The following is a 13,606-nucleotide window of genomic DNA, read 5'->3' on the forward strand; positions in this document are numbered from 1 at the left end:
CAGGCAAGGGCCTAGTCGGCCCGTGTCGGCATGGCCGGGCGCGGGCGCAGTCGGCGATCGAGCCACAGCAAGAGCGTGCCAATGGCCAGGAAGCTGGCCAGCACTGCGCAGGCGTTGAGCATCACCCTGGGGTAACCGAGCGTCGCGACGTCGACGAAGGGGTAGGGATAGACGCCGATTTCGTGCCCGCGCCACAGCACGAAGAGGAAGTAGACCGCTGGATAGAGGCACCCGGCGGCCAGGTGCCAGGGTCGCAGCGTGCCCTTGGGCACGACACGCCACCAGTACAGGACGAACAGCACGGGCAGGATGTCGTGCAGCAGTTCGTCGGCCACCCACTGCCACCCCGTGGGCTCCCAGAGCTGGCGCAGCAGCAGGCTGTAGGTCAGCGCGACCAGCACGATGCTCGCCGCGATGCAGGTGCTGACGCCGGGTGACAGGAAGAAGCGGCGCGCAGGCCCCGGACGACCGAACGCGGCATGGCTCAACGTCGTGGCGACCAGGGTATTGGTGAGCATGGTGAAATAGCTGAACACGCTGACCAATCCGCCCATCAGGCTGGCCTGCTGCTCCCAACGTGCCAGCAGCACCAGGTACACCTGCACCACCAAGCCGAACCAGCCCAGGCAGGCGCCGAGCGTCAGCCAGGGGCGCCGGGGCATCAACGTGCCGTGCACAGCTCGACGTACAGCTGTTCGACCTTTTCCCGCGCCCAGGGCGTCTTGCGCAGGAAGGTCAGGCTCGACTTGAGGCTGGGATCGCTCTTGAAGCATCGGACGTCGATGCGCTGGGCCAGGCCCTCCCAGTGGTAATGCTCGACCAGCGTGGTCAGGATCTGTGCCAGGGTCTTGCCGTGCAAGGCGGCGTGCTGAGCGGTGCCCATGGGTGTCTCCAGTGAGTCAAAGCCGGTCACGATACACCAGTGCGCGGCGTCGCGAGAGGCGCAGGCACAGGCGCTTGGCGCAGGCAGGTCAATGCGCTGATTGTAATAATGTAACCATTTCTTACATTCCTGATGTTATATTGTAACTATTCATATCTCTCATCCAGGAATGCTCCTTCCCATGCCTGCTCTATCCCTGCGCCTTTCGCCCCTGGCCGCCGCGTTGTACCTTGCCTCGTTGTCGGTTCAGGCGCTCGAACTCGACCCCCAGGTCATCACCGCCAATCCCTTGGGCAATCGCCAGTTGGCGAGCCCCAGCACCGTGCTCGAGGGCGATGACCTGACCCAGCAGCAGCACGGCAGCCTGGGCGAAACGCTCAATCGGCAACCCGGCATCGCCTCCACCTGGTTCGGACCGGGCGCCAGCCGTCCGGTCATTCGCGGCCTGGACGGCGACCGTATCCGCCTCTTGCGCAATGGCGTGGGCGCCTTGGATGCCTCGTCACTGTCCTATGACCACGCCGTGCCGCTGGACCCGAATACCGTCGAGCGCATCGAGGTGGTGCGCGGGCCGGCGGCCTTGCTGTACGGCGGCAGCGCCATCGGGGGTGTGATCAACACCTTCGACAACCGCATCCCCGAATCGCCCATCGACGGCATCCAGGGCTCGGGCGAGTTGCGTTACGGGGGCGCCGACACGACCCGCAGCCGTGCCGGCAAGCTGGAAGCCGGGGACGGCACCTTCGCGCTGCACATCGACGCCAACAGCCGTCAGTTCGATGACCTGCGCATTCCCGGTCATGCCTACAGTGACCACGTACGCACCGACGAAGCACCTGGCGGACGGCATCGGCTGGACAATAGCGATGGGCGCCAGGACGGCGGCGCGGTGGGTGGCGCCTACCACTGGGATCATGGCTACGCCGGGCTGTCCTACAGCCGCTACGACGGCAACTATGGCTCGGTGGCCGAACCCGGCGTGCGCCTGGACATGGAACAGGATCACTATGGCTTCGCCTCGGAGATCCGCGACCTCGAAGGCCTCTTCAGCTCGGTCAAGCTCGATGCCAGCTACACCGACTACCAGCACCGCGAGATCGAAGACGGCGAGGTCAACACCACCTTCAAGAACAAAGGCTACGAAGCCCGGATCGAGGCGCGGCACCGACCGTTCGGGCCGGTAGAAGGCGTGATCGGCGCGCAGGTCGCCCGCAGCGAGTTCTCCGCGCTGGGCGAGGAAGCCTTCGTGCCGCACACCGACACCGACACGGCCGCGCTCTTTCTGCTCGAGCAATGGCACGCGACCGATCGCCTGGACCTGAGCCTCGGTGCCCGCCTGGAGCACACCCGGGTCGACCCGGATGCCCAGGGCAACGACACCTTCGCCGCACTCGACACGGCCAGCCGCTTCACCACCGGCAGCCTGTCCTCGGGTGCGGTGTACCAGCTCGACCCGGTCTGGTCGCTGGCCGCCAACCTGGCCTATACCGAACGGGCGCCGACCTTCTACGAGCTGTACGCCAACGGTGCGCACGTGGCCACCGGCGCCTACGAAATCGGCGACGCCGACCTGGGCAAGGAGCGCGCCGTGTCGGCAGACCTCGCGCTGCGCTTCGACAACGGTACCCATGTGGGCAGTGTGGGCGCCTTCTACAGCCACTTTCGCAACTACATCGGACTGATCGGCACGGGCAACCTGCGCGAGGGAGAAGACGATGAAGGCCTGCCTGAATATGCGTATGAAGGCGTGCGTGCACGCTTCTATGGGCTCGAGGCGCAGGATCGCTGGCAGTTGCTGGACAATCGCTATGGCCGCTTCGCCCTGGAGCTCTCCGGCGACTATACCCGCGCGCAGAACCTCGACACCGACGAGCCTTTGCCACGCATCGCCCCACTGCGCGTGAACAGCGGCCTGCTCTGGTCGCTGGACCGCTGGCAGGCCCGGGTCGACGTGCAGCATGCCGCCGCCCAGCACCGCACGCCGGCCAACGACACCTCGACCGACGGCTACACCACGCTCGGCGCCAGCCTCGGGTACCGGTTCGAGGTCGGTCAGAGCCAGTGGCTGGCCTTCGTGCGTGGGGAAAACCTCACCGACCAGACGGTACGCTATGCCAGTTCGATCCTGCGTGACATCGCGCCGGCTCCTGGCCGTAGCGTGGAGGTCGGCTTGCGCACCTCATTCTGACGCCCTTCCCCTGCGCCGGAATGCCTGGCAGTCCGGCGCCCCCTCCCCCGTCGATTGGCCCTTCCTTACATCCGCTGCTAGCGTCATGACAAGGAACAATTTGTTTAAATTGGTTGCCAGAAACGAAACAGGCTGTAGGCTTGCCACCCTTTCGTTTCACCCATTCCTTTCAACGCCATGCCCGGTTCAAGGGCCGATGGAGACAATCGACGATGAGCACTGCGAGTGCCAAACACGAAACACTGTGGCTACCGCGCCTGCTAGGCGTGCTGCTGCTACTGATGGGCCTGGCCCTGGTGGCGGGCGGCCTGACCCTCGTCCAGCTGGACGGGTCGCTGTATTACCTGCTGGGGGGCGCTGCACTGGCGCTCTCGGGCATCCTGCTGTTGGCCCGCCGCCGTCTCGGTCTGGGCCTGTATGGCGTGTTCCTGCTGGCCAGCACCGTCTGGGCGCTGTGGGAAGTGGGCCTGGACTGGTGGCAGCTGGTACCACGCCTGTCGCTGTGGTTCGTGTTCGGCGTGCTGCTGTTGCTGCCCTGGGCACGCCGCCCGCTGATCGGCGCCTCGGCCAAGGCCAACGTGGCCGTGCTGAGCGTGGCGGTCATCGCTTCCGGGGCTTCGGCCATCGGTAGCCAGTTCACCCACCCGGGCGAAATCCAGGGCGAGCTGGGTCGCGATACCAGCGAGATGGCCAGCGCTGCGCCGTCGATGCCCGAGGGCGACTGGCAGGCCTATGGTCGGACCGAACACGGCGACCGGTATTCGCCGCTGCGTCAGATCACGCCGCAGAACGTGTCTCGCCTGGAAGAAGCCTGGCGCATCCGCACCGGCGACATGCCGCGTGACGATGACCCCGTCGAGATCACCAACGAGAACACCCCGCTGAAGGTCAACGGCAAGCTGTATGCCTGCACCGCGCACAGCCAGGTGCTGGCGCTGGACCCGGACACCGGCAAGGAACTCTGGCGCTACGACCCGCAGCTCAAGAGCCCGGTCGGCTTCAAGGGCTTCGCCCACATGACCTGCCGTGGCGTCTCCTACTATGACGAGAACAACTACGTCAGCCGTGATGGCAGCCCGGCGCCGCAGATTTCCGCCGCGGGCCTGGAGGTCGCACGTGCCTGCCCTCGCCGCCTGTACCTGCCGACCGCCGACGCGCGCCTGATCGCGCTCAATGCCGACACCGGCAAGGTCTGCGAAGGCTTCGCCAACCAGGGCGTGGTCGACCTCAAGCAAGGCATCGGTCCGTTCACGCCGGGTGGGTACTACTCCACGTCGCCCGTCGCCATCACCCGCGACCTGGTGATCATCGGCGGCCACGTCACCGACAACGAGTCCACCAACGAACCGTCGGGTGTGATCCGCGCCTATGACGTGCACGACGGTCACCTGGTCTGGAATTGGGACAGCAACAACCCGGATGACACCCGTCCGTTGCCAGCCGGCCAGACCTACAGCCGCAACTCGGCGAACATGTGGTCCCTGGCCAGCGTCGACGAGACCCTGGGCATGGTCTACCTGCCCCTGGGCAACCAGATGCCCGACCAGTGGGGCGGCGACCGTACCCCGGGCGCCGAGCGCTTCAGCGCCGGCATCGTCGCGCTGAACCTGGCCGACGGCAAGGTCCGCTGGAACTACCAGTTCACGCACCATGACCTGTGGGACATGGACGTGGGCAGCCAGCCGACGCTGGTGCACCTGAAGACCGACGACGGCATCAAGCCGGCGATCATCGCACCGACCAAGCAGGGCAGCCTGTACGTGCTCGACCGCCGCGACGGTACGCCGATCGTGCCGATCCGCGAGATCCCCGTGCCGCAAGGCGCCGTCGAGGGTGACCACACCGCACCGACCCAGGCCCGTTCGGACCTGAACCTGCTGGGTCCGGAGCTGAACGAGCGTGCGATGTGGGGTGCCACCCCGTTCGACCAGATGCTGTGCCGGATCCAGTTCCGCCAGCTGCGCTACGAAGGCCAGTACACCCCGCCGTCCGAGCAGGGCTCGCTGGTCTACCCCGGCAACGTCGGGGTCTTCAACTGGGGCGGTGTGTCGGTCGATCCGGTGCGCCAGCTGCTGTTCACCTCGCCGAACTACATGGCGTTCGTCTCCAAGATGGTGCCGCGTGACAAGGTCGAAGCCGGGAGCCATCGCGAAAGCGAGACCAGCGGCGTGCAGCCCAACACCGGTGCCCCGTACGCGGTGATCATGCACCCGTTCCTGTCGCCGTTCGGCCTGCCGTGCCAGGCACCGGCCTGGGGCTACGTGGCCGCCGTCGACCTGTTCACCCACAAGGTGGTCTGGAAGCACAAGAACGGCACCACCCGTGACAGCACCCCGGTGCCGATCGGCCTGCCGGTCGGCGTGCCGAGCATGGGCGGCTCGATCGTCACCGCCGGCGGCGTGGCGTTCCTCAGCGGGACGCTGGACCAGTACCTGCGGGCCTATGACGTGAACAACGGCAAAGAGCTGTGGAAAGGTCGCCTGCCAGCAGGCGGTCAGGCCACCCCGATGACCTACACCGGCAAGGACGGCGCGCAGTACGTGCTGATCACCGCCGGTGGCCACGGGTCGCTGGGTACGCGCATGGGTGATTACATCATCGCCTACAAGTTGCGCTGAGGCGTTTCGAGGGCGGGCCGCACGGCCCGCTCTTGGCGCGATCGCGCGCAGTTTGCGAGTCGAGTGCACGCTTGCACCCGACTCGTCGACTGGACGGCCTCCATCGCTGGCAAGCCAGCTCCCACCTAGGGCCAGTCCAGGCTCCGATTACCGCAGTGCAGTCATGGGCCTCATCGCTGGCAAGCCAGCTCCCACCTTGGGCCAGTCCAGGCTTTGATTACCGCAGGGCAATCACTGGTCTCATCGCAGGCAAGCCAGCTCCCACCTTGGGCCAAGTCTTTTCTGGAAACGCTCGACCCGAAGCCCGATTCGCGCTCTGATCGTGCATGTCGGCACTGCCTGTGGGAGCTGGCTTGCCAGCGATGAGGCCTGCGCCGACGCCGAGGAAGGGTGCAGACCACAGGCTGACGGTCATTCACCTCCCGACGTGGCGAAACTTGAAACCCACCCCCGATCCCCCCATCTAAGCACCATAGCCATTCACGCAGGTGCCCCATGAGCGACCAGCAGGACTACCCGGATCATCCCGAAGAACACGAAGTCGAACACATCGATGCCCAGGCCGTCTCGGGACAGCACCTGGCCCTGCCAGGCCAGCAGTTGCCGGACAAGGTCTATGTGATCCCGATCCACAATCGCCCGTTCTTCCCTGCACAGGTGCTGCCGGTCATCGTCAACGAGGAGCCCTGGGCCGAAACGCTCGACCTGGTCGCCAAGACGCCGCACCACTCGCTGGCGCTGTTCTTCATGGACACGCCGCCGGAAGACCACCGCCATTTCGACACGTCGGCCCTTCCCGAGTACGGCACCTTGGTCAAGGTGCACCACGCCAGCCGCGAGAACGGCAAGCTGCAGTTCGTCGCCCAGGGCCTGACTCGTGTGCGTATCCGCACCTGGCTCAAGCACCACCGTCCGCCCTACCTGGTGGAAGTCGAATACCCACGCCAGCTGTCCGAGCCCACCGACGAGATCAAGGCCTACGGCATGGCCCTGATCAACGCGATCAAGGAGCTGCTGCCGCTCAACCCGCTCTACAGCGAAGAGCTGAAGAACTACCTCAACCGCTTCAGCCCCAACGACCCCTCCCCGCTGACCGACTTCGCCGCCGCCTTGACCTCGGCCACCGGCCTGCAGCTGCAGGAAGTGCTCGACTGCGTGCCGATGCTCAAGCGCATGGAGAAGGTCCTGCCGATGCTGCGCAAGGAGGTCGAGGTCGCGCACCTGCAGAACGAGATCTCCGCCGAGGTCAATCGCCAGATCGGCGAGCACCAGCGCCAGTTCTTCCTCAAGGAACAGCTCAAGGTCATCCAGCAGGAGCTGGGCCTGACCAAGGACGACCGCAGTGCCGACCTCGAGCAGTTCGAGCAGCGCCTCAAGGACAAGACCCTGCCGCCGCCCGCGCAGAAGCGCATCGACGAAGAGATGGGCAAGCTGGCCATTCTCGAAACCGGCTCGCCGGAGTACGCCGTCACCCGCAACTACCTGGACTGGGCCACCGCGCTGCCGTGGGGGGTGTATGGCAAGGACAAGCTCGACCTCAAGCACGCCCGCAAGGTGCTCGACCAGCACCATGCCGGCCTGAACGACATCAAGGACCGCATCCTCGAGTTCCTCGCCGTCGGTGCCTGGAAAGGCGAGATCAGCGGCTCCATCGTGCTGCTGGTCGGCCCGCCGGGCGTGGGCAAGACGAGCATCGGCAAGTCCATCGCCGAGTCCCTGGGGCGGCCGTTCTACCGGTTCAGCGTCGGCGGCATGCGCGACGAAGCCGAGATCAAGGGCCACCGGCGCACTTACATCGGCGCCCAGCCAGGCAAGCTGGTGCAGGCCCTGAAGGACGTCGAGGTGATGAACCCGGTCATCATGCTCGACGAGATCGACAAGATGGGCCAGAGCTACCAGGGCGATCCGGCCTCGGCCCTGCTCGAGACCCTCGACCCGGAGCAGAACGTCGACTTCCTCGACCACTACCTGGACCTGCGCCTGGACCTGTCCAAGGTGCTGTTCGTCTGCACCGCCAACACCCTCGACTCGATTCCCGGCCCGCTGCTCGACCGCATGGAAGTGATCCGCCTGTCCGGCTACATCACCGAAGAGAAGCTGGCCATCGCCAAGCGTCACCTGTGGCCCAAGCAGCTGGCCAAGGCCGGCGTCGCCAAGTCCAGCCTGAGCATCAGCGACAGCGCCCTGCGCCTGGTGATCGATGGCTACGCCCGTGAGGCCGGGGTGCGTCAGCTCGAGAAGCAGCTGGGCAAGCTGGTGCGCAAGGCCGTGCTCAAACTGCTGGAAGACCCCAAGGCCAAGCTCAAGATCGGCCCGAAGGACCTGGAAGCCGCGCTCGGCATCCCGGTGTTCCGCAGCGAGCAGGTCCTGGAAGGCAAAGGCGTGATCACCGGCCTGGCCTGGACCAGCATGGGCGGGGCCACCCTGCCGATCGAAGCCAATCGGGTACACACCCTCAACCGCGGCTTCAAGTTGACCGGCAAGCTGGGCGACGTGATGAAGGAGTCGGCCGAGATCGCCTACAGCTACGTCAGCTCGAACCTCACCCAGTTCGGCGGCGATCCGGCGTTCTTCGACGAGGCGTTCATCCACCTGCACGTGCCGGAAGGCGCGACGCCGAAGGACGGCCCAAGCGCCGGCATCACCATGGCCAGTGCCCTGTTGTCGCTGGCCCGTGACCAGGCGCCCAAGCGCGGCGTGGCCATGACCGGCGAGCTGACCCTGACCGGGCAGGTGCTGCCGATCGGCGGCGTGCGCGAGAAAGTCATCGCGGCCCGTCGGCAGAAGCTCTTCGAGCTGATTCTGCCGGACGCCAACCGCGGGGATTTCGAAGAGCTGCCCGACTACCTGCGCGAAGGACTGACCGTACACTTCGCCAAGCGCTACGGTGACGTTGCCAAGGTCTTGTTTGCTTGAGTGAAGCTGCAAGCTGCAAGCTGCCAGCTGCCAGCTGCCAGCTGCCAGCTGCCAGCTGCCAGCCGACACAGTTCAGCTTGAAGCTTGAAGCTTGAAGCTCCAAGTCCCCCTCAACCGATGCACGGCAAGGGCGCTTCGGCTAGAATGCCGCCCTTTTCCCGATTCCCTCTGGAACTGCCGTGAGCCAAGACCCCGACCGCCTTTTCGCCCAGCCCCTGGAGCAGGTGCCCGACTTCGTGTTCAACGAGGACGTGGTCCGGGTGTTCCCGGACATGATCAAGCGCTCCGTGCCTGGCTACCCGACCATCGTGGAAAACCTCGGGGTGGTCGCCGCACGCTTCGCCCAGCCGGGCACGGCGCTGTACGACCTGGGCGCCTCGCTCGGTGCGGTCACCCAGGCGCTGCGTCGGCACGTGCAGGCCGAAGGCTGTCGCGTGATCGCGGTGGACAATTCGGCGGCCATGGTCGAGCGCTGCCGCCAGTACCTGACCGCACAGGACTCGATGTTCCAGGAGCTGCTGCCGGTCCAGGTGGTGGAGGCCGATATCCTGGCACTGCCGTTGGAGCCTGCGTCGGTGGTGGCGATGAACTTCACCTTGCAGTTCATCGCCCCTGACCAGCGCCTGGCCCTGCTGAGCCGCATCCGTCAGGCCCTGCTGCCCGGCGGGGCGCTGATCCTGTCCGAGAAGCTGCGCTTCGAAGACGCCCAGGCCCAGGCGCTGCTCGGCGACCTGCACCTGGACTTCAAGCGCGCCAATGGCTACAGCGACCTGGAAATCGCCCAGAAACGCAGTGCCATCGAACACGTGATGAAACCGGACAGCCTCGAGATCCACCGCGAGCGCCTGCTGGCGGCGGGCTTCTCCCAGGTGGTGCCCTGGTTCCAATGCCTCAATTTCGCCTCTCTGATTGCCTTGCCATGATCGATCTCTCGCCCCTGATTCAGCGCCTTGCCCCTACGCCCCTGGCGCAGTGGGCCACCACCCTGCCCGCTCAACTCGAGACCAAGCTGCGCAAAGGCCACGGCGACCTGGCGCGCTGGCAGGCCGCCGTCGATGCCCTGCCCGCCCTGCACCCCAGCGACGTCGACCTGGTCGACGGCGTGCGCCTGGACGCGGCCTGTGACGAGGCCACACGCCAGCAGGTGCAGACCGCCCTGATGGGGCTCTCGCCGTGGCGCAAGGGGCCGTTCGATCTGTTCGGGGTGCACGTCGACACCGAGTGGCGCTCGGACTGGAAATGGTCGCGCGTGGCGCCGCACCTGGATCTGGTCGGCAAGCGCGTGCTGGACGTCGGCTGCGGCAATGGCTACTACCAGTGGCGCATGCTCGGTGCTGGCGCCGACCTGGTCGTCGGGATCGATCCCAACTGGCTGTTCTTCTGCCAGTTCCAGGCCGTCCAGCGCTATCTGCCGCAGCAGCCTGCCTGGCACCTGCCCTTCGCGCTGGAAGAGCTGCCCGCGCAGCTGGAAGGCTTCGACACCGTGTTCTCCATGGGCGTGTTCTATCACCGCCGCTCGCCCATCGAGCACCTGCTGGCGCTCAAGGACTGCCTGGTCAAAGGCGGCGAGCTGGTGCTGGAAACCTTGGTCATCGAAGGCGACGAACAGCAGATGCTGGTGCCCGAGGACCGTTATGCGCAGATGCGCAACGTCTGGTTCCTGCCCTCGGTGCCAGCGCTGGCACGCCTGATGCGCCGCGCCGGGTTCAGCGACGTGCGCTGTGTGGACGTCAGCGTCACCCAGGTCGAGGAACAGCGCAGCACGCCGTGGATGCGCTATCAGTCGCTCAGCGACTTCCTCGACCCGAACGATCCGACCCGCACCGTCGAAGGCCTGCCGGCGCCCCGCCGTGCCGTGATGGTGGCGCGCAAGTGATGCGCGCCTGGCGGCGTTAGCGCGCCGCCGCGACGATCAGGGCTTTCATTTCGGCGACCGCCGCCTTGAACCCGACGAACAGGGCATGGGCCACCAAGGCGTGGCCGATGTTAAGCTCGCTGATGCCACGGATCGCTGCCACGGCCTCGACGTTGTGATAATGCAGACCATGCCCGGCATTGACGATCAGCCCCTGCTCCACGCCCTTGGCCACGCCCTGGGCGATCCGTTCGAGTTCGGCCGCCACGTCGGTCGGGGTCTGCGCATCGGCATACCGCCCCGTGTGCAGCTCGATGGCGGGCGCGCCCACGCGACGGGCCGCTTCGATCTGCCGGGCATCGGCGTCGATGAACAACGAGACCTCGGCACCCGTACGAGCCAGGCGTTCCACGGCGGCCTGGATGCGGGCCTCCTGGCCGGCCACGTCCAGCCCGCCTTCGGTGGTCAGTTCCTGACGGGTTTCGGGCACCAGGCACACATGCGCGGGACGAATGCGCTCGGCGAAGGCGATCATCTCCTCGGTGACGCCCATTTCGAAGTTCATGCGGGTCTGCAGGACGTCCTTGAGCAGCAGCACGTCGCGATCCTGGATGTGCCGGCGGTCTTCACGCAGGTGCACGGTGATGCCGTCGGCACCCGCCTCCTCGGCGTCCAGCGCCGCCTTGACCGGGTCGGGGTAGCGCGTGCCCCGGGCCTGACGCAGGGTCGCGACATGGTCGATGTTGACGCCAAGAAGGATGCGGTTGCTGTGGTTCACGAAGGGCGCTCCTGAAAGTTGAGCCCTACAGCATACGACGTGCTCAGCGCTTGCGAAACAGTTCGCGGCTGACCAGTGGCTTGGCCCCCAGGTGCACGGCCAGGGCCTGGCGCATCAGGCGCTTGGCGGCCAGCAGGCTGCCGGACGCTTCCCAGTCGGCGTCGGCCAGGGCCAGCAGGTCGGCACCGACGAACAGGCCTGGCTGCGCCAGCTCCACACGTTCGAGGCCGGCATCGACTTGCAGCCGGTACAGCGCACCGGGCTCGATCGCCTCGCCCTGGACATCCTGATTCAACGAGAAGGCATAGCCCAGCTCGTCCAGCAGACGCCATTCGAAGGCCCGCAGCAATGGCTCCAACGCCCGCCCCTGGGCCAGCGCCTGCAACGTCAGGCCATAGTGCTCGAACAACACCGGATGCGGCACTTCGGGCGCCAGCAGGCGCACCAGCAGTTCATTGAGGTAGAGCCCGCTAAACAGGGCATCGCCGTGCAGCCAGGGCGCGTTGCCGACGCCTTCCAGCCGCCCGACGGTCTTGAGTTCGCCGCGCCCGCGCAGCTCGACCTCGAGCAGGGCGAACGGCCGCATGACGCTGCCGCTCTTGCCCCGTGCACGGCGCAGCACGCCACGCACGCAGCCTTGCGGCGTGAAGAAGTCCACCAGGGCACTGGCTTCGCGATAGGCCCGGCTGTGCAGCACGTAGGCCGGTTGTCCGACAGCTTGCTGCATCAGGCATCGTTCCTGGAGAAAGCGGCCTGCCAGGCGGCAGGCCGGTGGGTGTTACAGATCGCCGTAACCGAGCGAGCGCAGGGCGCGTTCGTCGTCGGACCAGCCGCCTTTGACCTTGACCCACAGGTTGAGCATGACCTTGGCGTCGAACAGGGTTTCCATGTCCTTGCGGGCCTCGGAGCCGATGCGCTTGATGCGCTCGCCCTTGTCGCCGATGATGATCTTCTTCTGGCCATCACGCTCGACCAGGATCAGCGCATGGATGTGCAGGACATGGCCCTGCTGCTTGAATTCCTCGATCTCGACGGTGATCTGGTACGGCAGCTCGGCACCCAGCTGGCGCATGATCTTCTCGCGCACCAGTTCGGCGGCCAGGAAGCGGCTGCTGCGGTCGGTGATCTGGTCTTCCGGGAAGAAGTGCTCGTTTTCCGGCAGGTGCTTGGCGATCAGGCCCTCGAGCGCCTCGAGGTTGTGGCCCTGCTGTGCGGAGATCGGCACGATCTCGGCCGATGGCAGCTGGGTCTGCAGCCATTGCAGGTGCGGAATCAGCTCGGCCTTCTCGTCTAGGCGGTCGGTCTTGTTGACCGCGAGGATCACCGGCCCCTCGACGTACTGGATGCGCTCGAGCACCAGTTGGTCCTCGTCGGTCCAGCGCGCACGGTCGACCACGAAGATCACCACGTCGACGTCCTTGAGGGCCGCCGAGGCGTTGCGGTTCATGTAGCGGTTCAAGGCCTTGTCGTTGGCCTTGTGCATGCCGGGGGTGTCGACGTAGATGGCCTGCACGTCGCCTTCGGTCTTGATCCCGAGCATGTTGTGCCGGGTGGTCTGCGGCTTGCGCGAGGTGATCGCCAGCTTTTGCCCGAGGATGTGGTTGAGCAAGGTCGACTTGCCCACGTTCGGACGGCCCACGATGGCCACGTAGCCGCAACGGGTCGAAGTGTTCTCAGTCATTGCCATTCTCCACGCCCAAGGCGATCAGTGCGGACGCCGCGGCGACCTGTTCAGCGATGCGCCGGCTCACGCCCTGGCCACGGCTCTTGTTGTTGAGCAACACCACTTCGCATTCGACGAGGAAGGTGCGGCAGTGGGGTTCGCCCTGGATGTCCACCACTTCATAGCGCGGCAACTCGCAGCCGCGCGATTGCAGAAACTCCTGCAAGCGGGTCTTGGGGTCCTTGTTGGTGTCGACCAGGGTCAGCCCTTCGAACTCGTCGACCAGCCAGGCCAGGATGCGCTCGCGCGCTGCCTCCATGCCGGCATCCAGGTAGATCGCACCGATCAGTGCTTCCAGCGCATCGGCCAGGATCGACTCACGGCGGAAGCCGCCGCTCTTGAGTTCACCCGAGCCCAGGCGCAGGTACTCGCCCAGGTCGAAGCCACGGGCCAATCGCGCCAGGGTCTCGCCCTTGACCAGGCGTGCACGCAGTCGCGACAGCTGGCCTTCGCGCGCCTGCGGGAAGCGCTCGAACAGCGCCTCGCCAGCCACGAAGTTGAGGATCGCATCGCCCAGGAACTCCAGGCGCTCGTTGTTGCGGCCGGCGAAGCTACGGTGCGTCAGGGCCAGCACCATCTGGTCCTGGTCCTTGAAGGTGTAGCCCAGCTTGCGCTCGAGACGACTCAGTGGCGCGCTCATGCCGC

General features: G+C 66.1%; 11 protein-coding genes. 5 read left to right on the forward strand and 6 right to left on the reverse strand.

Going from position 1 to position 13,606, the window contains the following annotated elements:
• Positions 1–11 precede the first annotated feature (11 nt).
• Positions 12–662, reverse strand: a complete 651-nt coding sequence (locus APT63_15890; protein AMA46978.1) for a hypothetical protein — start codon at positions 660–662, stop codon at positions 12–14.
• Entirely contained in the window at positions 662–883 is a 222-nt protein-coding gene (locus tag APT63_15895) for a hypothetical protein (GenBank protein ID AMA46979.1), read from the reverse strand. The genes APT63_15890 and APT63_15895 overlap by 1 nt, the downstream gene beginning before the upstream one ends.
• A gap of 181 nt (positions 884–1,064) precedes the next feature.
• Here APT63_15895 and APT63_15900 point away from each other — a divergent pair, with 181 nt between their 5' ends.
• The 5 genes from APT63_15900 (at position 1,065) to APT63_15920 (ending at position 10,481) form a co-directional block, all read left to right on the forward strand.
• Entirely contained in the window at positions 1,065–3,071 is a 2,007-nt protein-coding gene (locus APT63_15900) for a TonB-dependent receptor (protein AMA46980.1), read from the forward strand.
• A 212-nt stretch (positions 3,072–3,283) separates the two neighbouring features.
• A complete protein-coding gene (locus APT63_15905) occupies positions 3,284–5,689 on the forward strand; it encodes a glucose dehydrogenase (protein AMA46981.1) in 2,406 nt (801 codons plus the stop codon).
• A 495-nt stretch (positions 5,690–6,184) separates the two neighbouring features.
• The gene (locus APT63_15910) at positions 6,185–8,605 is read left to right on the forward strand and encodes a Lon protease (protein ID AMA46982.1); all 2,421 of its coding nucleotides are present in this window, start codon (positions 6,185–6,187) and stop codon (positions 8,603–8,605) included.
• 179 nt (positions 8,606–8,784) lie between these two features.
• A complete protein-coding gene (locus tag APT63_15915; GenBank protein AMA46983.1) occupies positions 8,785–9,528 on the forward strand; it encodes a tRNA (cmo5U34)-methyltransferase in 744 nt (247 codons plus the stop codon).
• The gene (locus APT63_15920) at positions 9,525–10,481 is read left to right on the forward strand and encodes a tRNA 5-methoxyuridine(34) synthase CmoB (protein AMA46984.1); all 957 of its coding nucleotides are present in this window, start codon (positions 9,525–9,527) and stop codon (positions 10,479–10,481) included. Before APT63_15915 ends, APT63_15920 begins: the two co-directional genes overlap by 4 nt.
• A 16-nt stretch (positions 10,482–10,497) precedes the next feature.
• On the opposite strand, the gene APT63_15925 is transcribed toward APT63_15920, so the two are convergent.
• The 4 genes from APT63_15925 to rnc are packed head-to-tail and all read right to left on the reverse strand — an operon-like array spanning position 10,498 to position 13,601.
• Positions 10,498–11,238 (reverse strand): pyridoxine 5'-phosphate synthase, encoded by a 741-nt coding sequence (locus APT63_15925; protein AMA46985.1) that lies wholly within the window; start codon positions 11,236–11,238, stop codon positions 10,498–10,500.
• Between the two features lie 43 nt (positions 11,239–11,281).
• On the reverse strand, positions 11,282–11,965 hold the full coding sequence (locus tag APT63_15930) for a DNA repair protein RecO (protein AMA46986.1): 684 nt from the start codon (positions 11,963–11,965) through the stop codon (positions 11,282–11,284).
• Between the two features lie 51 nt (positions 11,966–12,016).
• Positions 12,017–12,919 (reverse strand): GTPase Era, encoded by a 903-nt coding sequence (locus APT63_15935; protein ID AMA46987.1) that lies wholly within the window; start codon positions 12,917–12,919, stop codon positions 12,017–12,019.
• Positions 12,912–13,601, reverse strand: a complete 690-nt coding sequence (gene rnc, locus APT63_15940) for a ribonuclease III (protein AMA46988.1) — start codon at positions 13,599–13,601, stop codon at positions 12,912–12,914. Before rnc ends, APT63_15935 begins: the two co-directional genes overlap by 8 nt.
• Between the last annotated feature and the right edge of the window lie 5 nt (positions 13,602–13,606).

Source organism: Pseudomonas monteilii (assembly GCA_001534745.1).
Lineage (GTDB): Bacteria > Pseudomonadota > Gammaproteobacteria > Pseudomonadales > Pseudomonadaceae > Aquipseudomonas > Aquipseudomonas alabamensis.